The following is a 20,125-nucleotide window of genomic DNA, read 5'->3' on the forward strand; positions in this document are numbered from 1 at the left end:
TGAGGGCGGTCACTGACCGCTTTCGTCGGGGTCGCCCTTGGCTGCTTCCGAGGAGAGGAAGGCTTCCGCCGCCGTCCCCAGGTCTTCGCCATCGGGAACGGCCTCGTCGGCCGTCAGGAGCAGCGAACGCCGTTCGGCCTCGGGCTCATGGGCGTCAAAACGCTTCTCGAAATTGGCGACCATCCGCTGGACGTCCGGGGCGTCGGCGACCTGCTCGGCGATCTGTCCTTCGACCTTCCGCGCCGCTTCGCGCAGATCGTCCGAGGGCAATCCCAGCCCCAGGGCGGCCCCCAGGAATTCCAGCGCAGCCACTGCTGCCTGGGGGTATTCCGAATCGGCCAGGTAATGCGGAATGTGCAGGTCGTACCCCACGACGTCGCGGCCATCCGCGTCCAGGCGCATTTCCACCAGATGGGCTGCCGCCGCGGGAATCTGGGCGGAGGGGTTCCACGTCGAGATGCCTTGCCCGAAATCGGGGCGGTTCCCGTGCACCGTGACTCCGATGCGCCGGGTGTGCGGTACGGGCAGGGGCGCCGCGCCGATCCCGGCAGCCAACGAGACATTCAGGCCACGGGCCAGCAACACGACGGCGGCGGCGAACCGCTCCCATTGGAAATCCGGTTCCGATCCGGTCAGGAAGAGGAAGTCGGTGCCCAGCCCATCCGTGAGCCGGTGCAGTTCGATCACGGGCGCCGCATAGTCGGTGAAATGGTCGGCGGCCAGGGAGATCTGCGGGCGTCGTTCGCGGTAGTTGACCAATTGGTCGGCATCGAAGGAGGCGATGAGCTCGGAATCGAGCTTACCCAGCAGTTCCCGACGGATTTGTTGACTGACCTGCCCTGCGTCGGCATGGCCCGCGAGGGAGACCAGCATGCCCAGTCCTTGGAGACGCACGTCATCGACGACCTCGTCGTCGTACCTGACGAGGGACAAGGGATCAAGCATGGTGTCTCCTTCCAGGGACTCGAGCATGCACCTTCCGGTTCAACACACGGGGCCTCGGATTCCTTCCCGGCCCGGGCACCATTCTATCGGTTGGACCCACCAGGTCGGCCCATCACGACGCCGGTGGACCCCGGCACCATCGGGCAGCGATACGATCAAGGGGAACGCAACATCTACTTCACATACCAACCGCAGCCCTGGTGGGCGGCTGCATTAAGGATCCCGACCCGTGATCAACGCCAGCGAATTGAAGCTGACCGCCGTTTCCCCCGACGTGCGGCGGGTGGCGGCCAACGCCGTCGTCATCGCCATCGCCCAGGGCAAGGACGGCCCCCGGCTGCTCGACGCACCCCTGCCGAAGGCAGAGGCCTCCGCCCTCCAGGACTCACTGCCCGCCCTGGGCGCCACCGGAGCGGCCGATGAAGTCCTCCGGCTCCCGGCCACCGGTTCGCTGAAGGCCGAAGTCCTGGTCCTGACCGGCGTCGGGACCGTCGAAGGCGAGACCCCCGAACCGGAGGCGCTGCGTCGCGCCGCCGGTGCGGCCGCCCGCCAGCTCAAGGGCCACGCCAAGGTGGTCTTCGCCCTACCGACCCCCACCGTCGAATCGGCCACGGCCGTCGCCGAAGGTGTCGCCCTGGGTGCCTACGCCTTCTCCAACCACCTCTCCAAGGCTCCGGAGAAGACGCCATTGACCGAGGGCATCATCGCCACCGCTGCGTCGGCCGATAAGACCCTGCCGGCCGCATTGCGCCGGGCCGCCATCGTCGGTCGCTCCGTGCGCGGCGTGCGCGATCTGGTCAACACCTCCCCCAGCGACCTCTTCCCCGAATCCTTCGCGACGGAGGCGCGCAGCGCCGTGAAGTCGCTGCCGATCAAGGTCACCGTCTACGACGAGAAGCGCCTGGAAAAGGACGGGTACGGCGGGATCATGGGCGTCGGCAAGGGCTCTTCGCGCCAGCCGCGCCTGGTCAAGCTGGAGTACTCCCCGGCCAAGGCCCGCCGCCACCTCGCCTTCGTCGGCAAGGGAATCACCTTCGACACCGGCGGCATCTCGTTGAAGCCGGCAGCGAACATGCACTTCATGAAGTCGGATATGGCCGGGGCAGCCACCGTGCTGGGAAGCATGCTCGCCATCGCCGAGCTCCAACTGCCGTTGCGCGCGACCGCCTGGCTCTGCCTGGCGGAGAACATGCCCGGCGGCCACGCCGCCCGTCCCGGCGACGTCTTCACCATGTTCGGCGGCAAGACCGTGGAGAACCTGAACACGGACGCCGAAGGTCGCCTGGTGATGGCCGACGGACTGGTGGCTGCCAGCGCCGAAAAGCCCGACGTCATCATCGACATCGCCACGCTCACCGGCGCACAGTTGATCTCGTTGGGTCGCCGCACCAGCGGCATCATGGGTGACAGCGGTGTCCGCGATGCACTGGTCAGTGCCGCAGGGACCTCCGGGGAATCCGCCTGGGGCATGCCCATGCCCGAAGAGCTCCGGGCCTCCCTGGATTCGACCGTCGCCGATCTGGCCAATGCCGGTGAACGCAACGGCGGGATGATGACCGCCGCCGCGTTCCTGCAGGAGTTCGTCGGTGAGGTCGATGGCCGGAAGATCCCCTGGGCACATATCGACATCGCCGGCCCCTCATATAACGACGTCGCCCCCTATGGTTACGTCCCCAAGAACGGGACCGGATCCGGTCTGCGCACCCTGGTCACCTACGCGGAGGCACTGGCAGCACGGTAGTTTCCGAAGCGGCGGTCCATGAGACCGGTCACCCACCCACGATCGGCCGGTCACGGTTTGTGGATGATCGGCCATGGTCCGCGCTAAGGTGAACCCTGAAAGAATAGTAGGCAGTGCCTCTCCGGCCCCGAGGTCGGACAGGCAGAACACATGGAACGAGCCCCCACACCGTGGGGCATGATCTCACTCGCGAGGGAGCGTCAACGTGGCCGAATCGGCAACAACGCAAGAATTCGATGTACTCATCCTTGGTGGCGGCAGCGCCGGCTACTCGGCCGCATTGCGCGCCATCCAGCTCGGCTTCACCGTCGGCCTGGTGGAAAAGGCAAAGCTCGGTGGCACGTGCCTGCACACCGGGTGCATCCCGACCAAGGCGTACCTGCACTCGGCCGAACTGGCCGACAACGCCCGCGAAGGCGCCAAGTACGGCATCAACACCACGTTGGATTCCATCGACATGGGCGCGGTCCGCCAGTACAAGGACGGCATCGTCGCCGGCAAGTACAAGGGACTGGCCGGCCTGCTGAAGATGAAGAAGGTCAACGTCATCGAGGGCAACGGCCGCCTGGTGTCCCAGGACACCATCGATGTGGACGGGGTCGCCTACAAGGGCAAGAACATCATCCTGGCCACCGGCTCCACCACCAAGACCATGGGGCTGGAGATCGGCGGCCGAGTGCTCACCAGCACCGAAGCGCTCGCCATGGAAACCCTGCCCCAGAGCGCCATCGTCCTCGGCGGCGGCGTCATCGGCGTGGAGTTCGCTTCCGTCTGGAAGTCCTTCGGCGTCGACGTCACCATCGTGGAGGGCCTGCCGTCGCTGGTCCCGAACGAGGATCCCTCGATCGTCAAGGGCCTGGAGCGTGCCTTCAAGAAGCGCGGCATCAAGTCCAAGACCGGCGTCTTCTTCGAGAAGGTCGAGCAGAACGACGACGGGGTCAAGGTCGCACTGGCCGACGGCACCGACCTCGAGGCGGACATCGTCCTGGTGGCCGTGGGCCGTGGCCCGGTCACCGAGGGCCTCGGCTTCGAGGAGCAGGGCCTGACCATGGATCGCGGCTTCGTCATCACCGACGAACGCCAGCACACCGGTGTCGGCAACATCTACGCCATCGGCGACATCGTTCCCGGTCTGCAGCTGGCCCACCGCGGCTACCAGCACGGGATCTTCGTGGCCGAGGAGATCGCCGGCAAGAACCCGGTCATCGTCGAGGACATCAACATCCCGAAGGTGACCTACTGCGAACCGGAAATTGCGTCCGTGGGCTACACCGAGCCCAAGGCCAAGGAAAAGTACGGCGACGACCAGGTCGAGATCCAGGAATACAACCTCGCCGGCAACGGCAAGTCCTCCATCCTGGGGACCGCGGGCATCATCAAGATGGTGCGCGTCAAGGACGGCCCGATCGTCGGTGTGCACGGCATCGGCAGCCGGATCGGCGAGCAGGTCGGCGAAGCGCAGCTGATCGTGAACTGGGAGGCCTACCCCGAGGACGTGGCCCAGCTGGTCCACGCACACCCGACCCAGAACGAGGCCATGGGCGAGACCGCCCTGGCCATGGCCGGGAAGCCACTTCACGGTTAAGCACGGGTATGACGTGCACGGTGGGCCGATCTTACGCGGGTCGGCCCACCGTGCACTAAGCTCGACGCAAGCCGAACACCGGCCGCTTCGCCCTCGTTGCCGGCCGTCCAAGTCAAGAGATATAGCTTTAGGAGAACGGGGACACCATGTCTGAAACCGTGAACTTGCCCGCACTCGGTGAGAGTGTCACCGAAGGCACTGTGACGCGCTGGCTCAAGCAGGTCGGCGATAGCGTCGAGGTCGACGAGCCACTACTGGAGGTCTCCACCGACAAGGTCGATACCGAGGTCCCCTCGCCGATCTCCGGTGTGATCGAAGAAATCCTCGTCCCCGAGGACGAGACGGCCGATGTCGGCGCCCCGCTGGTGCGCATCGGCGACGGATCCGGATCCGGATCCTCCGAAGAGGCACCGGCCGCCGAGGAAGCCCCGGCAGAAGAGGCCCCCGCCCAGGAGTCCGCTCCCGCAGCCGAGGAGTCCTCCTCCAGCGAGGCCCCCGCTGCTTCCGATGATTCCGGCGAACGGGCCGATGTCACGCTTCCCGCCCTCGGCGAAAGCGTCACCGAAGGCACCGTCACCCGCTGGCTCAAGCAGGTCGGCGACGAGGTCGAGGTCGACGAGCCGCTGCTCGAGGTCTCCACCGACAAGGTCGACACCGAGATTCCTTCACCCGTCGCCGGCACCCTGCTGGAGATCAAGGTGAACGAAGACGACACCGCCGAGGTCGGATCCGTGCTGGCCGTCATTGGTTCCGGGTCGGCTCCGGCCCAGGAGGCCCCGAAGGCCGAAGCGCCCAAGGAAGAAGCACCGAAGCAGGAAGCCCCGAAGGCCGAAGCGCCCAAGGAAGAAGCACCGAAGCAGGAAGCCCCGAAGGCCGAAGCGCCCAAGCAGGAGGCACCGAAGCAGGAAGCTCCGAAGGCCGAGGCCCCGAAGCCCGTTTCGACGCCGGCCCCCGCCGGAGGCAACGACGGCTACGTGACCCCGCTGGTCCGTCGTCTGGCTTCGCAGAACGAGATCAATCTGTCGACCGTCACCGGCACCGGTGTCGGCGGCCGCATCCGCAAGCAGGATGTCCTGGACGCCGTCGAGGCCAAGAAGTCCGCTGCTCCGGCAGCACCGACAGCCGGCTCGGGCTCCGCACCGAAGGCTCCTGCCGCCGTCGTCCCCTCCTCGCTGCGAGGGAAGACGGAGAAGGCACCCCGCATCCGCCAGGTCATCGCCCAGCGGATGCGCGAGTCGCTGGAGACGTCCACCCAGCTCACCCAGGTCCACGAGGTCGACATGACCCGCGTGGCCAAGTTGCGCACCTCGGCCAAGGCACAGTTCCAGGCCGTCAACGGCACCAAGCTGACGTACCTGCCCTTCATCGCCAAGGCCGTTGCCGAGGCGCTCAAGCAGCACCCGAAGCTCAACGCCGAATACGACGAGGGCAAACAGGAGATCACCTACCACGACGCCGAGCACCTGGCGATCGCAGTGGATACCGAAAAGGGTCTCCTCGTTCCCGTCATCAACAACGCCGGTGATCTGAACCTGGCCGGCGTTGCCAGCCGCATCGATGATGTCGCCAAGCGCACCCGCGACAACAAGATCGGCCCGGATGAGCTCTCCGGTGGCACGTTCTCGATCACCAACATCGGGTCGGTCGGCGCGTTGTTCGATACTCCGATCATCAACCAGCCGCAGGTGGCCATCCTCGGCACCGGAGCCATCGTCAAGCGTCCCATGGTCGTCACGGGCACCGATGGCGATGACACCATCGCCATCCGCCACATGATGTACCTGTCGCTGACCTACGACCACCGTCTAGTCGACGGCGCGGATGCCGGACGCTTCCTGCAGACGCTGCGCGCCCGGCTGGAAGAAGGCGCCTTCGAGGCCGACCTCGGTCTGTAGCAACGCCTCCCGGACCAGCATAGGTGTCCGGCGGTGAACGACGACGGCTGGTGCCCCTCCTCGGGAGGGACGCCAGCCGTCGTCGTTGATGCAGGAGTCCGCGGTTTCGACACGCTGTCGAAACCACCCCTAGACTGTCCCCATGAACTTCATCCTCACATTGCTCATCTTCGTGCACATTCTGGGCGCGGCCGCGATCTTCGGCGGTTGGCTCGCCTCCTTCAAGACCCCCACGGTCGGCCTCTGGCAGTGGATCGGGGCCATCACCCAGGTGGTGACCGGCATCCTGATGTTCGGCCTGCTGGAAATGGGGGACGGCGAACCGAACCGGATCAAGCTGGGCGTCAAGCTCATCATCGCCCTGGGCGTTCTCGTCGCGGCATGGATCGGTCGCAAGAAGGTCAAGAACCACGAAGTGGTGCCCACCGGCATCGCCCACGGCGTCGGCGGCCTGGCCTTGATCAACATCGCCATCGCGGTGCTCTGGGTCTAGGCAGTACCTCCAGGACCCCCGGTATACACCGGGGGTCCTTTGCTGTCCGGAGTCATGTTCTTGCCCCGATCGCCGGGAGACATAGGATGGAGATGGCGCCCGGAACCGGTCGCCCAGCTCAGATGTGGAGGAGTCACCATGGCTACAACCCGTACCGCCCGCACCGTTTGGAACGGCGATCTTTTCTCCGGAAGCGGTCAGACGTCTTTCGAGACGTCCGGTATCGGCACCTACGACATCACGTGGAAGGCCCGCTCCGACCAGTCCGAGGGCAAGACCAGCCCCGAGGAACTGATCGCGGCAGCGCACGCCTCCTGCTACTCGATGGCACTCGGCGGCGCGTTGAAGGACGCGGGCTTCACCGCTGATTCGATCGAGACCAGTGCCGAAGTTGATTTCGACACGACCAACGGTCCGCTGATCAGCGAGATCCGCCTGACCCTGAAGGCCACGGTCCCCGGCATCGACGAGGCCACCTTCAAGGAAGCAGCACAGGGCGCCAAGGAAGGCTGCCCCGTCTCCAAGGCCCTGGCCTCGGTGCCGAGCATCAAGCTCGACGCCACGCTGGTCTCCTAGCTTCCAGCCCGACCAACGACGAAGGGCGCCGGAACCAACCATGGTTCCGGCGCCCTTCGTCGTTGGTGCATCCCGGGGTGGTCAGTCCCCCGCGGCATCCTGCGGCCGGGCCGGCAGGGGGCCCGGTTCCCTGGAAGGGTACCCCTCACGTTCGGGCGCCCGGTGCGTCGGGATCTCATGGAGCATTTCCTTGAGCACCATGATCCCGTGCTCGAGTTGCGGATCGGTTCCGGCCAGATGGGCATGCGGAGGGAACGGCACCTCGATATCCGGATCAACACCCCGGTTCTCCACGCCCCAGCCCACGCCACCGGTGAACCAGGTGGCGTAGCGCGGCTGCGTGACGCCCGTTCCGTCGGCCAGGTCGAATTCCCCGTCGATGCCGATGACCCCGCCCCAGGTGCGCACGCCGACCACGGGGCCGATGGCCCGCAGTTTGCTGACCTGCGTGATGATGTCCCCGTCGGAGCCGGCCCATTCGTCGGTGAGGATGACCACCGGCCCGCGGGGGGCACTATCCGGGTAGGTCCACGGTTCCTGTTCGCGGGCCACCGACCAGGCGGTCACCTTCCGTGCGATGACTTCGGCCACCAGTTGGGAGGTATGCCCGCCGCGGTTCCGACGTACGTCGATGAGCAACGCGTCCCGCGAGGCTTCCTGGTCGAGGTCCCGGAACAGTTGCGCCCACCCCAGCGGCATCATGTCGGGGATATGGAGATACCCGAACAGTCCCTGGGACGCCTCACGGACTTCCCGACGATTCCGTGAGACCCACTGGTGGTACCGCAGGCGCTCTTCGTTGCGGACCGGGACGACCCCGACCCGCCGGACCTCGCCGGGGGCCCGTGAGGACGCCCCGTCGCGGACGGTGAGTTCGATGGGCTTACCGCCGGTTCCCTGCAACAGGATCGCCGGTCCGGACTCGGGGATGTCGACCCCGTTGATCGCCAACAACTCGTCCCCCGCGCGCACCCCCACCCCGGGGGCGGCCAGGGGGGCATGGGCCTGCGGATCGGAGGACTCCCCCGCCAGCACGGTTTCCACGCGCCAGCGGCCATCGACCCGTGCCAGATCCGCGCCGAGGAGGCCTTGGCTCTCGGCACCTTGGATGGGTTCGGGGGTCACATAGGCATGGGACGTGCCCAGTTCCCCGTGCAGCTCCCAGAGCAGGTCCACGAGATCGTCGTGGCTGCCCAGGCGGTCAACCAGCGGACGATAGGTTTCGGCCACCGCATCCCAGTCCCGTCCGGCCATGTCCTCGACCCAGAAGAAGTCCCGCTGCAGCCGCCAGGCTTCGTCGAAGGCATGGGCCCAGACCTTCGAGGGATCCAGGGCCACCCGGATCCGGCCCAGATCGATGTCCTGGGTGTCCGCGGAGTCCGACTCGGCTGGTTTATCCGTCGCCACGGCCCGCACGGTGCCGTTGTGGACGGCGACCAGACGCTTGCGGTCTCCACTGACGAGGAACGCCTCCGCGGCTTCCAGAAGCGTGGTGAGTCGTTGGGTCTCATGATCGAAACGTTCCAGCCTCTGGGATTCGGCCTCGGCGTCGGGGGCCCGGCCATCGCCGGTGACGCCGGTCGAGACATCGGTCAACCACAACAGGCCCCCTTCGACGGCCACCAGGGACGTGTAGCGGCCCTGGGCGACGGGGACCGCGAAGAGGCGTGAGGGAAGTCCCGCACGAACCACGGTGGTCTCCGGTACGGCTGAAGCCGGGTCCTGGTCGCTGGATCCGGTGTCCTTCCCGGCCTCGTCCCAGGTGGCTTCGGTTCCGTAGACCCGTGGTCCATACAGCGACGGCGTCCGGTCGTCCAGCGCCAACAGGAACGGTTTCGTCGATGCCGGGAAGGACAGGTCGAATCCGTGCGTGTCATACAGCGGGTCGAAGCTGCGGTCGGAGAGGAAGGCCAGGTATTTTCCGTCCGGGGTGAACGACGGCGCATGGTCGCGGAATCGACCGTCCGTCGCCTCGATCGGTTCCGCGGACGGATCCTCGGTGGAGACCAGCAGCATGCGGCTGCGGGCCCCGAACGTGGCCACCGGCTCGGTGAAGGCCAACCACCGCCCGTCAGGGGAGAACGCGAGCCCTACGGCCGCTCCCTGACCGCCGGCACTGATCTGGTGCCACGTCGAGGTTTCCGGCTCCAGCAGGTAGGTCTGCCCGGCTTCGGTGGACACGGCGATCCAGCGGGCATCCGGCCCGGCCACGAGGCTGCGCACGCGGTGTCCGGCCGGCAGCTCGAAGCGTTTCGGGCCCGGCCCGGTGGCCGGGTCCTCCTTCGCAGGCGATTCGACGGATGAGTCATCCTCGGTGGCCGGGGCAGTCACGACATCGTGTTCCTTCCCTGCGGCCGCCACCGGGGCCGGCAGTCCGGCACTTCCCGCTGCGCTGACCGGTTGGGGAAGGTCCCCGCCGTCGTCATCCGCCTCTCCGGTCTCCCCGTTCGTCGGGGCCTGCCCCGCTCCCGAGCCGACACCGGCACCCCCGTCCTCAGGGGCTCCCCCGCTGCCCGCGTCGGCAGGGTAGCGCCGTTCGAAGGCGTCCAGCTCCTGGAGGTGGATCGCTTCCTCACCCTCCTCGTCGGCCACGTAGAGCACCCGGTCGGCCCCGACCAGGCTGCCTAGCCGCGCCCTGACCCCGGGGGTCGATTCGATCGTGCGGGCCGGGCCCCGACGGTGGGTCAGCAGATGCAGCGTTCCGTGGCTTTCGATGACACTGGCATTGCCGCGGTGATCGGGCGTGGCCCGCACCAGATGTGCCGCGACGTCCAGGGCCGTCGGCTGCCTGCCGTGCCCGGCCGATCCGAGGGTGATCTCCAGTTTCCGGGGGGCTGCGTCCAACCCGTCAAGCACCCAGAGCTCGCCGGCGGATTCGAAGACCAGACGTTCCCCGTCGGAGGACAGATGCCTGGCGTAGTAGCTCTCATGGTCCGTGTGGCGCCTCAGGTCACCACCGTCGGGGCTGACCGAGTAGATGTTGCCGTAGCCCTCATGGTCCGACAGGAAGGCAATCCGCTGGTCGATCCAGACCGGGTCGCACAGGTTTCCATCAACGTCCGGAATCAGGCGGTCAAATTCCCCGCCACCATCCCGATCGATCCAGAGCTTGCCTGCCGTCCCACCGCGATAGCGCTTCCACCAGGCGGGTTCCCGGCTCAGGGCGCTGCCCACCACCAACGGGCGTTCATCACCGACCGACGGCCCCCAGGCCAGTGAATCAACCGGCCCGTAATCCAGCCCCTCGCCCACCGACCCATCCAGTGGAACGGTTCGAGCCCAGGTCAGTCGTGAATCCGCCTGGTCCTTGGAAGTGACGGCCACGACCTGGCCGTCGGGGGTGTACCCACGGTTCTTCGTCGACGGGTGGCCCCAGTAGGTGAGTTGACGGTAGTCACCACCATCGACGGAGGCAGCCACGATCTCCTGACTGGCCCCGTTGCGGATGGTCCAGGTGAGCGTCTGCCCATCTGCGGAGAACCGGGGGTTTCGTGCCGGCAGACCCTGCGCTGAAAGGCGCCAGGCACGGCCGCCGGCCAGAGGGACGAGCCAGACATCATCCTCGGCGACAAAAGCCACGAGTTCGGCGGAGACGTGCGGGTATCGAAGGTAGCAACTCAAACTCATGAAGCGATCCTACCGATCGATACCGGTGGCGTCACCGCAGGGGAATCATCCGTGGTTCCCCGTACCCCTCGAAGCGTCCTCGACGGAGACGATCAGCCACCCACCGTGGACACGCTCCAGCGTCAAGATGATGTCCTGCACTTCGGGCCCGGGGGTGCTCTGGATCGTTGCCCCGTCGGCCCCTACCACCTGGTAGGAGCTCATGGTGCTGGTGGCCGCCACGGCCACCTGTTCCTCATCGGTCCCCGGGTTGATCCTGACATCGGATAAACGCGTCTTCAATCCGCGATAATGCAGCCCGCGGGACCGCAGTTGACTGGTCACCGCCAGATCCGGGCCCAGCGAGTCCCCTCCCCCTGCGTGGACTTGCCGCAAGGCATCAGCATCGGCTCCCGCCAAGGCAAGGTCCCTCCTCTCCGTCAGGGCCCGGGCCGCCTGGAGTGGATCCTCGGGAACCGGGGTGGAGAAGACCGACGCCTCGAGCACCTTCTCCGGTAGAACCCACGGCGGCTGCGTGGCGTCGCCCCCTTCGCTCGCCTCCGCATCCGTTCCGTCCTGTTCATGGGCCGGCCTCGAGACATCCGGGCCGGCCTCCGTCGCCGGGTGGGCCACCGGGGCGGGCTGGGGGCCCCAGCCGCCCCGGGTGGCAACCATGAGACCCGCGACGACCAGACAGAGCAGCACCCCAATCGCCGGGATCACGGCCCACCGCCGGCCCCGCCGAGCCCGGCCCCGGGCTCGATCGGGCTGGGGGTGGCGGTCGCCCCGTCCACGACGGGCGGGACGTCCGATTCCCCGCGGCCCCGCTGCCCCGCTGCCGGGGTGTCGCTTCCGGCCGCGCCCGAGGGTGGCCAGCCCACGGAACCACTCCCTCGGGCCGCGGCCCACCCTGCGCGTGGCCGGATCCGCAACGACATGGGTGACCATCTGTCCCAGGGCCTCGGGCCTCACGGCTTCTCGAAGGTTCACCGGCTCTGGTGTCGCGATCCGGAAGATCCGTCGCCCGAATTCCTCGGCTCCGGGCCGCTCTTCCTCGTCTTCGGCCAGCCCCGATTCAAGTAGTTCCACCAGCTCCGTCGGCACCCCTCCCAGCAGGCTGGACAATGGTGGTCGCTGATGGGTGGGCCCGGCGACCCGCCCCGTCACCATGTACCAGGCCAATGCCGCCAAGGAATATACGTCCCGGGCCGGTCGCAGCCGTCTGCCTCCGGATTCCTCGGGTTCGGAACTGGGAGCCCGGAAGCCGGGGGTTCCGGATTCGTCCTGCCGTCCACCCACCAGCACGGCCAACCCCAGATCACCAAGTTTCGGTTTCCCCGCCGCGGTGAACAGGACATTGCCCGGGGCGATGTCGCCATGAACGGCCCCATTCCCATGCAGGAACGCCACGGCTCCGGCCACGGGGGCAAGGACCGTCACCGTCTCGCCCAGCGTCAATGGTCCGCGGGCAGCGATCAGGTCCGCCACCGAGCCGCCCGGAAGGTACTCCATCAGGATGCCCTCGCCGTGATCGGTCGGGACCGCACCGATCAACTCCACGATGTGTTCATGACTCATCGAGGCCAGGGCCTGGACTTCCTTCGAGCAGCTGCCTTCTTCCCCACCGTCCTGGGCAGCGGCAACCTTCAGAGCGGCACGGACCCCCGTATGACGTTGCCTGACGACATATACGGTTCCGCTACTTCCTCGCCCGAGTTCGTGTTCAAGTGCCCAATCCTTCAACTCTGGTCGACGTCTCCACTCGTTCGGTGCACCCATCCTCCATTTCTATCGAATGTCGCGCTGACCTGCAGAAGTTATCCACAGCAACGGATTCGACCCCAATTCGAACCTGCCACCGACGGCGAGTAGCGTATGGCGCATGACCATCTCCTTCCAGCGGCTGGGCTTCGCCCCGGACTACGTTGATTACCAGGAGGCCTGGGACCTGCAACGCCGGATCCACGATGAAGTGGCTGCCCGGATGCATGGGCCAGAAGTCCTCCTACTCGAGCATGCCGCCGTCTATACGGCCGGCAAACGCACCGAACCCCAGGATCTGCCGGTTGATGGAACCCCCGTCATCTCCGTGGACCGCGGGGGCAAGATCACCTGGCATGGCCCCGGGCAGCTCGTGGGCTACCCCATCGTCGAACTGGCCAACCACTCCGGCATCCGCGACTACGTCCACCGGCTCGAGGAGATGCTGATCAACGTCGTCGCCGACTTCGGCATCACCGCACAGCGGGTCGATGGCCGGGCCGGAGTCTGGGTCCTGGGCACCGACGGCGCCCAGGACCGGAAGATCGCCGCCATCGGCATCCGTGTGGACCATGGAGTGACCATGCATGGTTTCGCGCTGAACTGCGATAACGACGACGACGCATTCTCGCGGATCATCCCCTGTGGCATCACCGATGCCTCCACGACAAGCATCACCGAAGAATGCGGCCGAACAGTCCGCACCCTGGACGTGCTCGACCGGGTCCAGGACGAACTGACCCGCCTACTCGAACCAGCCATCAAAACGAACACCCCCATCGCCGATGAAGGAGCCCTACTGTGAGCCTCGCCCCCGAAGGACGCCGCATGCTGCGCATTGAACAGCGCAACTCGGCAACCCCCGTGGAACGTAAGCCCGAGTGGATCAAAGCCAAGGTTGAAATCGGCCCTGAATATGTCGAGATGAAGAAGCTCGTCAAGGACAAGGGCCTGAACACGGTCTGCGAAGAGGCCGGCTGCCCGAACATCTTCGAATGCTGGGAGGACCGCGAAGCGACCTTCCTCATCGGCGGCTCCGAGTGCACCCGTCGCTGCGACTTCTGCCAGATCGACACCGGAAAGCCGGCCGCCCTGGACCGTTCCGAACCCTTCAAGGTCGCCCAGTCCGTGAAGCAGATGGGTCTGCGCTACGCGACCGTGACCGGGGTGGCCCGCGACGACCTCGAGGACGAGGGAACCTGGCTCTACGCCGAAACCGTCCGCCGGATCCACCAGTTCAACCCGGGCACCGGCGTCGAACTGTTGATCCCCGACTTCTCCGGCAAGAAGGAATACCTGGACGAGATCTGCGCGTCGGCCCCGGAGGTATATGCCCATAACGTCGAAACCGTCCCGCGGCTGTTCAAATCGATCCGTCCTGCTTTCCGCTACGAGCGCTCGCTGGACGTCATCCGCCGGGGGCACGACAACGGGATGATCACCAAGTCGAACTTCATTCTCGGCATGGGCGAAAACCCCGAAGAAGTCGTCGATGCCATGAAGGACCTGCACGAAGCCGGCTGCGATCTGCTGACCATCAACCAGTACCTCCGCCCGTCCGAACGGCACGCCCCCGTGGACCGTTGGGTAAAGCCCCAGGAATTCGTCGAACTACAGAAGCTCGCGGAGGAAATCGGCTATCTGGGCGTCATGGCCGGACCGCTGGTGCGCTCGTCCTACCGCGCCGGACGCCTCTGGGCGGGCGCCATGCGCAAGAAGGGTCTGCCCATTCCCGAGGACATGGCCCATATCGAGAGCTCCGGAACGACCAAGCAAGAGGCAGCCACTCTCCTCGCTGCCCAACAGTAACTCGCCGATCACGTAGAATTGGACCACTATGGCCAGAACTTCTAACTCCCCCGCAGACGACGGCGCCAAGCCCAAGCGTTCGTTGTTCTCCCGCAAGCCCAAGGCCGAGAAGGCCGCCAAGGAACCAGGTCGGCTGAAGCAGCTCGGCCAGGTCTTCCAGATGACCCGGCGTAATGACCCCAACGCCGTGTGGTGGATGGTCCTGGCATTCTTCGGCATCATCGCCGTTGGCCTGGTCATCGGACTGGTGATCAACAACTGGATCACCACACTGCTCGTCTCCATTCCGCTGGGCTTGCTGGCAGCATTGCTCATCCTCTCCCGTCGTGCCGAGAAGGCCGCCTTCAAGCAGCTTGAAGGCCGTCCGGGTGCCGCCGGCGCATCCATGTCCGTCTTGAAGCGTGGCTGGATCCTCACGGAACAACCCGTGGCGGTCAGTCCCAAGACCCAGGACCTCGTCTTCCGCGGCATCGGTCGCTGTGGGGTCGTGCTGGTCACCGAAGGGCCGACCCACCGGGTTCGCCCGCTAGTGGATGCCGAGCGCAAGCGAATGAACCGTGTCCTGCCGAACGTGCCGATCCACGTCATCAACGCGGGTTCGAACGATGGACAGACCGGTTTGGGCGATGTGTCCAAGAAGATGAAGAAGTTCCCCAAGACGCTCAATAAGCAGGAAGTCCATGCCGTGGACATGCGTCTGTCCACGTTGGGCAGCGCGAAACTTCCCATTCCCAAGGGCATCGACCCCAATAAGGCCCGCCCTGATCGCCGTTCAATGCGCGGGCGCTAAAGAACGACTACGCAAAAGTGCCGGTTTCCTCCACGAGGGAACCGGCATTCTTCATTTGAGGTGGGACCGCACGCCAGCGGTACCCACCCATCTCGTTGCCGATGGCGGCGACGCCAAAGGAGCGATCCCCGACGGCCGGCACCCGGTGTTCGGCTAGTAACAAGGCTGTGCACCAGGAGACTGCTGAACTAAGTGGAATTGGAGCGACCGTTTTGCGCGTATCGACGTGTGGGACGGCTGCTTGCATCATCCGGGGCGGGAATCTGGGAGCCCTTCCTGGTTCTCGGCACTGGCCGTGAGGTCCTGAAGGGCTCTTCAGGGGCCCCAGAGGCCGTTGTGGGAGCGGGCCCCGGGCCCGGACGGCCTCAGACGATGGTCCATCCGGTGTTTGCGCCGGTCACCCGAGTTTCAGGAGACGTTTCAGATTCACTGCCCCGGCCCGTAGCCTCCACCAGGCATCGTTCTTTGCCATGCCCCGATACCGTAGTCGCCGGTTCCCGCGAGTCATCCAGGCAATGGAACGCTCGACCATCGGCCGATGACGCCGGTAATCGGCAACGAACCCGGGACCCACCGCTTCGGCCCGGTGGGCCCGCATCAACTCGTGTTCGGGATGCCGATCGATCTTCCGTCCGCTTTCGGAGGTGGTGCACCGGTCCCGCAGCGGGCATCCCCGGCATCCGGCACCGAAGGTCGAGTAACCCCTTTGCCGAAATCGTTCGGGCGAGCCCGTTGGGGCAAGTGAGCGTGTTTGCAGCCGGGTCGTAGGTGAACTCGTCGATGGTGAACCCGTCGGCAATAGCCCGGTTCAAGGGCTTGGGCTTGATCAACGCCTGATGCCCTGAACCAGCCAGGGACTTCAGCATGGACGCCGAACCGTAGGCCGAATCGGCCAACACCTGCACCGGTGAGACCCCGATGCTGTGGTCTTCCCCGAGCAGGGCGGCGCCGGCGGCCGGGTCGGTGGAGTCCGGCCCGGTGGCCATGGTCAACTTCGCCGCAGTCACCAACCCGGTATCGGGCTCGATGATCAGATGGCCCTTATAACCATCACGGCGTTCCTGTCGGGTCTTGTGCGCGTGGCGGGCCTGGGTGTCCACGGTGGAGATCAGCCGGTCCGGTGCGACCTTCCGGGCGATCCGCCACCTCCCGTCCGTGCCGTCGGGTCCCTCGGCCGGTTCCACGTCCTGCCCGGAGACCAACGCGAGCAAACCGTATGCTTCGGCGGCCTTCGAGTCCACTTCGAGGGTGTCGGGGGCCACTGCTGCGAGCAGGGCGATCGCGTCGTTGACCAGCGCCGATACCAGTTCTTGTTTGGCATACTGGTCATCCTAGGCAATATCTGGTTTGCCGGTGCGCTGGTAGTCGCAGCCACGCGTGTGGGCGGCGACGAGGTCCTGGCCGGCGGGGATATCGGGGCCGTAGCGGCGGATTGAAGCGATCAGTTGGGTGATGGTGTCTTGCCGGGCGACGGCATCGTCGAGGACCGTGGAGTCCAGGGCGCGGCGGCGTTTACCGGCCAGGATGCCGGTAGCAGTGACTGCTTCGCCGATCGCGTCCATGATCCGGTGCGGGTTCGGCGAGGCGGCCAGGCGCTTGCGCCAGTACGTCAGTGTCGAGGGATGGAACGCGGTTCCGGTCAGCTCGGAACCGCAGGCCGCTTTCCATCGCGGGTCAGACGTCAACGCCTCGGCCGTTTCGCGGTCAGAGAGCCCGTGAAGGGCCTGCAAGACCATGACCGAGCCGATCACCGGTGCCGGGGATCGAGGGCCGACCACGCTTGGAGATGAAAAGGTCCTCCATCATTGAATCCGGGAACAGCTCCTGCCGGTTTCCGGCGAGGAACGCGAAGGCGCTTCCCGGGGCCAATAGTTCCCCGGCCAACGCCTCCACGTCCAGATACTGCCGCTGTGAATCCTGTTTCCCTGCATGTATCCAGTCTTAACGACCGGCAGCGCAAGTCCAGCAGGCCCGCCTTAAACCCTCGAAATCGTTCAGCAGTCTCCTAGGCCGGGGACGCCCCATCTGCCCCGTCCAAGGTTCGGGGGAAAGGACATCTTGGAAAGACCGGCCTTGTATCTGATCACGGCTTCCCTGGGCGGAACTGCTGGTGGTCTCGGGCTAGACAATATGCAGTGAGCGTCGCGGTGGCGTCGTAGGACTGGAACCCCGAGTTCAAAGCTAGGCGTGGATTGCCAGCCCTGCGGTCTTTCCCGTTCAGCCGGACGGGTGTGGACTGGTAGAGCCACATTTGAACGTCTGGAGGTTCCAGTCATGAATCAGCGTACCTACGTCGGTCTGGATGTCCATGCCCGCTCCATCCTGGGCTGCGCAATCGTTCAACGCACCGGCGAGATCAAACGCCAACGCCTGGCCGGAAACAACACCGGAGTCGTGGACTGGATCAAAGGCCTGAGCCCTCCGGTCCGCGTCGTCTACGAGGCAGGCCCCACCGGCTTCGGTCTCGCCCGTGCCTTGGAGACGCCAGGGTTTACCTGCGTGGTCGCCGCCCCCTAGAAACTCCGACATCCGGCCGGGGATCGGGTGAAGACCGATGCCCGGGATGCGGAGCATCTGGCACGGTTGAACCTGCTGGACCAGTTCACCGCGGTCGCGGTCCCCGACTCCGCGCGGGAAGCTGCCCGGGTTCTGGTCCGTGCTCGTGAGGACGTCCGTTCCGATTTGATGCGGCCCAGGCACCGACTCTCCAAGCTATTGCTGCGCCACGGGATCGTTTATTCCGGAGGCACTACGTGGACGAACGGGCACCATACGTGGCTGCACCAGCAGCACTTCGAGGATCCTTCCCTGCAGGCTGCTTACGTCACCTGCCTGGAGACGGTGGCAATGACCTTTGATCGAAGGAACCGCCTCGATGTCCGGATCGCGGCCCTGGCTGAGACTGAGCCCTACGCCGAAGTCGTTCACGCTTTGATGTGTTTGCGTGGAATCAGCGTACTGACCGCGTTCGGGTTAGCCGTCGAGGTCGGGGACTGGAACCGGTTCACCGGCAAGACCATCGGCGCCTACCTAGGCTTGGTGCCATCGGAGCATTCCTCAGGGGCATCGCGTTCCTTGGGGTCGATCACCAAGACCGGGAACACCCTCGCCCGTCGGCTGCTGGTCGAGGCGGCCTGGAACCACCGGCGAAATTACCAGCCCACCAGGGAGATGCAGGCACGTTGGGAAAAAGCCGACGAGGCTTCCCTTGTTCGTGGGCATCAGGGTAATCACCGGCTGCGTCGCCAGTGGGAGAAGTTCGAGGCCCGCAAGAAGCGCCGGGTGATCGCCAACGTGGCCGTCGCCCGGGAACTGGCAGGTTGGTGCTGGTCCCTGTCAGCACCAGTGCAACGGGAGCACCCATGGCCAGCTGAATAGGGAAGCGTTCCGTCGCCTACCGGTGATCATCCGGCCTGGCAGCGTGGAGGAAATCCGCGATACACCTATGGGCCACCGGCGCTTGTCGGTGATGCCCGATATTGCTAGACCAGCGGTCATCCTCCAGCCGAACACCTTGTCCTGCGGTAATCAATCCGCGTATATCAGTCTGACAGCGCCGTCGTAGAAGACGCGCCAGCCCAGGACCACCACCAGACGACGGGAACGAAAAGAGCGGTCCACGACAACCAGCCGCGGACCGCTCACCTCTGCCCCTTGACAACTCGTAGCTACATATCGGTGGTCGACTTCCAAGGCGGTCTCGCCGAGGGCCCGGCCCAGGTTGGCCGCGGATAGGCAGCAGAACCCGATCTCGTAATGCTGCCAGCCTGCGACCCATGCGATGAACGTGGACCAGTGGCCGCTGCGACTGGTGAACATGTCGCGATGTTCCCTCATGAGGGACACGTGGTTGTCCCACATGTCCGCCGGGATCCCACGGACTTCGCTACGTGCCCGTTCGAGGAGGTAGGGGGTGGACTTCCAGGTTCGGCAACTGCGTAGCCAGGGGAAGAGGGCCTTGCAGCCGGGGTGTTCGTTTTGGTGGTTCGACTGCTGTGGCGTTGCGCTGTGCTGTTCCATGCCTTTAGGGGGTGCGGACGCTTCACCGTGTCCCGCCGCACCCCCTGTTCCGGCATCACCATTTCGTCGTCTGGACATTATTCTCTCAGGACACCGCCGATACCACTTAACGGCCCGCAGGAGGGTGTGCGACAGGCCTATGTACTTTATAAATTAATTAGTTATAATTCATTCTGTGACTAGCATGAACCACAGCGTCGTGGCTCCTACCGCTGTTAGTTGCCTGATGTAGGGGGAAACAATGTCGAACACGAAAGTCGAAATACGCATCACAAAGATTCACTGTGGCAACACCGAGGATGTTACCGGCCCCGATGAATTGTATTTCACGAGCATGTTAACCGATGGCTCTGCGGAAAAACTCAGGCCGAAGTCGTCGGGATAATCTCGATCAAAGACAACCAACACAAGTACCCAAACGCGCTGATCTATAGCGACATTCTCGCTAATGACCGGTCCATTCGCGGCGGAGTTGTAGCCTTCGACGAAGATAGCAGCAAGGACTGGGCGAACAAGCCGAAATGGATCGAGAAATTGAAAGATGGTGTAATCAAAGGCCTGAAGGCTTCAGGACACCCCGTGGCTGTCAGCGGGGGCGAGATCTTGGATTGGGGATATAAGATCGCCGACGCAATCATCAAGGCTGATAAAGACGACAAGCTTGGCGAAAAAGAGCTGGAAGTGTCTGCGTCCGGGCCCGAAACGGAAAAGATCACGTGGCATTTCTCGAAAAAGGGAGACTGGTTCGGATACTCGAGCTGGAACTACACGGTCGATTTCGAAATAGTCCGAACCCCGGTTTCAACGGCGGACGAGACGTCGAATACGCTCTACCAGCGGCACGACAGCGGATTCATCTGGCGCTACACCGGAACCCCGATGACCGGCTGGCAGAAACTCGACA

15 protein-coding genes and 1 pseudogene are annotated in these 20,125 nt (G+C 65.2%); 11 read left to right on the forward strand and 5 right to left on the reverse strand.

Translation table 11 applies throughout. The annotated features are described in order from the left end of the window. Window positions 1-9: 9 nt before the first annotated feature. The gene (locus ACT3UE_RS12670) at window positions 10-945 is read right to left on the reverse strand and encodes a PAC2 family protein (protein ID WP_444554043.1); all 936 of its coding nucleotides are present in this window, start codon (window positions 943-945) and stop codon (window positions 10-12) included. A 229-nt stretch (window positions 946-1,174) separates the two neighbouring features. Between ACT3UE_RS12670 and ACT3UE_RS12675 the strand changes: the two genes are divergently transcribed. The 5 genes from ACT3UE_RS12675 (at window position 1,175) to ACT3UE_RS12695 (ending at window position 7,235) form a co-directional block, all read left to right on the forward strand. Next, window positions 1,175-2,686 (forward strand): leucyl aminopeptidase, encoded by a 1,512-nt coding sequence (locus ACT3UE_RS12675; RefSeq protein WP_444554044.1) that lies wholly within the window; start codon window positions 1,175-1,177, stop codon window positions 2,684-2,686. A gap of 205 nt (window positions 2,687-2,891) precedes the next feature. Then, window positions 2,892-4,271: a dihydrolipoyl dehydrogenase gene (gene lpdA, locus ACT3UE_RS12680; protein WP_444554045.1), complete on the forward strand. Its 1,380-nt coding sequence runs from the start codon at window positions 2,892-2,894 to the stop codon at window positions 4,269-4,271. Window positions 4,272-4,417: 146 nt separating this feature from the next. Then, the gene (gene sucB / locus ACT3UE_RS12685) at window positions 4,418-6,166 is read left to right on the forward strand and encodes a 2-oxoglutarate dehydrogenase, E2 component, dihydrolipoamide succinyltransferase (RefSeq protein ID WP_444561238.1); all 1,749 of its coding nucleotides are present in this window, start codon (window positions 4,418-4,420) and stop codon (window positions 6,164-6,166) included. Between the two features lie 142 nt (window positions 6,167-6,308). Beyond that, a complete protein-coding gene (locus ACT3UE_RS12690; RefSeq protein ID WP_444555691.1) occupies window positions 6,309-6,659 on the forward strand; it encodes a hypothetical protein in 351 nt (116 codons plus the stop codon). 138 nt (window positions 6,660-6,797) lie between these two features. Next, entirely contained in the window at window positions 6,798-7,235 is a 438-nt protein-coding gene (locus ACT3UE_RS12695; RefSeq protein WP_444555692.1) for an OsmC family peroxiredoxin, read from the forward strand. Window positions 7,236-7,316: 81 nt separating this feature from the next. Here ACT3UE_RS12695 and ACT3UE_RS12700 read toward each other — a convergent pair whose 3' ends face one another. After that, window positions 7,317-10,862, reverse strand: coding sequence for a S41 family peptidase (locus tag ACT3UE_RS12700; RefSeq protein WP_444561876.1), 3,546 nt, complete (start codon window positions 10,860-10,862; stop codon window positions 7,317-7,319). 45 nt (window positions 10,863-10,907) lie between these two features. Then, the gene (locus tag ACT3UE_RS12705) at window positions 10,908-12,584 is read right to left on the reverse strand and encodes a serine/threonine protein kinase (RefSeq protein ID WP_444566833.1); all 1,677 of its coding nucleotides are present in this window, start codon (window positions 12,582-12,584) and stop codon (window positions 10,908-10,910) included. 139 nt (window positions 12,585-12,723) lie between these two features. Between ACT3UE_RS12705 and lipB the strand changes: the two genes are divergently transcribed. The 3 genes from lipB to ACT3UE_RS12720 are packed head-to-tail and all read left to right on the forward strand — an operon-like array spanning window position 12,724 to window position 15,201. Beyond that, window positions 12,724-13,407 carry a lipoyl(octanoyl) transferase LipB gene (lipB, locus tag ACT3UE_RS12710; RefSeq protein ID WP_444555695.1) on the forward strand — a complete coding sequence of 228 codons (684 nt, stop codon included), beginning with the start codon at window positions 12,724-12,726 and terminating at the stop codon, window positions 13,405-13,407. Beyond that, window positions 13,404-14,411, forward strand: a complete 1,008-nt coding sequence (gene lipA, locus ACT3UE_RS12715) for a lipoyl synthase (protein ID WP_444555696.1) — start codon at window positions 13,404-13,406, stop codon at window positions 14,409-14,411. The genes lipB and lipA overlap by 4 nt, the downstream gene beginning before the upstream one ends. 28 nt (window positions 14,412-14,439) lie before the next feature. Further along, on the forward strand, window positions 14,440-15,201 hold the full coding sequence (locus tag ACT3UE_RS12720; RefSeq protein WP_444555697.1) for a DUF4191 domain-containing protein: 762 nt from the start codon (window positions 14,440-14,442) through the stop codon (window positions 15,199-15,201). 365 nt (window positions 15,202-15,566) lie between these two features. Here the strand turns inward: ACT3UE_RS12720 and ACT3UE_RS12725 are convergent. Next, window positions 15,567-17,136, reverse strand: a pseudogene (locus tag ACT3UE_RS12725) (IS1182 family transposase). A gap of 339 nt (window positions 17,137-17,475) precedes the next feature. On the opposite strand from ACT3UE_RS12725, the gene ACT3UE_RS12730 reads away from it, so the two are divergent. Together ACT3UE_RS12730 and ACT3UE_RS12735 are read left to right on the forward strand one after the other, a co-directional pair. Continuing rightward, entirely contained in the window at window positions 17,476-17,718 is a 243-nt protein-coding gene (locus tag ACT3UE_RS12730) for a hypothetical protein (RefSeq protein WP_444555698.1), read from the forward strand. Window positions 17,719-17,745: 27 nt separating this feature from the next. Then, window positions 17,746-18,579 (forward strand): IS110 family transposase, encoded by an 834-nt coding sequence (locus tag ACT3UE_RS12735; protein WP_444555699.1) that lies wholly within the window; start codon window positions 17,746-17,748, stop codon window positions 18,577-18,579. 150 nt (window positions 18,580-18,729) lie between these two features. Here the strand turns inward: ACT3UE_RS12735 and ACT3UE_RS12740 are convergent, their stop codons facing one another. Continuing rightward, complete coding sequence (locus ACT3UE_RS12740) at window positions 18,730-19,221, reverse strand: hypothetical protein (protein WP_444555700.1); 492 nt, start codon at window positions 19,219-19,221, stop codon at window positions 18,730-18,732. Window positions 19,222-19,755: 534 nt separating this feature from the next. Here ACT3UE_RS12740 and ACT3UE_RS12745 point away from each other — a divergent pair. Beyond that, window positions 19,756-20,125: hypothetical protein (locus tag ACT3UE_RS12745; RefSeq protein WP_444566834.1), on the forward strand; the 370-nt coding region annotated here is incomplete at its 3' end.

This window comes from Arthrobacter sp. 179 (genome assembly GCF_052379645.1).
In the GTDB taxonomy this organism is placed as follows: domain Bacteria; phylum Actinomycetota; class Actinomycetes; order Actinomycetales; family Micrococcaceae; genus Arthrobacter_H.

Bases quoted from the DNA above. Each gene is read 5' to 3' on its own strand.
- ACT3UE_RS12670 (WP_444554043.1), bottom strand. From the start codon at position 945: ATGCTTGATCCCTTGTCCCTCGTCAGGTACGACGACGAGGTCGTCGAT.
- sucB (WP_444561238.1), top strand. From the start codon at position 4,418: ATGTCTGAAACCGTGAACTTGCCCGCACTCGGTGAGAGTGTCACCGAA.
- ACT3UE_RS12690 (WP_444555691.1), top strand. From the start codon at position 6,309: ATGAACTTCATCCTCACATTGCTCATCTTCGTGCACATTCTGGGCGCG.
- ACT3UE_RS12695 (WP_444555692.1), top strand. From the start codon at position 6,798: ATGGCTACAACCCGTACCGCCCGCACCGTTTGGAACGGCGATCTTTTC.
- ACT3UE_RS12700 (WP_444561876.1), bottom strand. From the start codon at position 10,862: ATGAGTTTGAGTTGCTACCTTCGATACCCGCACGTCTCCGCCGAACTC.
- lipB (WP_444555695.1), top strand. From the start codon at position 12,724: ATGACCATCTCCTTCCAGCGGCTGGGCTTCGCCCCGGACTACGTTGAT.
- ACT3UE_RS12720 (WP_444555697.1), top strand. From the start codon at position 14,440: ATGGCCAGAACTTCTAACTCCCCCGCAGACGACGGCGCCAAGCCCAAG.
- ACT3UE_RS12730 (WP_444555698.1), top strand. From the start codon at position 17,476: ATGAATCAGCGTACCTACGTCGGTCTGGATGTCCATGCCCGCTCCATC.
- ACT3UE_RS12740 (WP_444555700.1), bottom strand. From the start codon at position 19,221: ATGGAACAGCACAGCGCAACGCCACAGCAGTCGAACCACCAAAACGAA.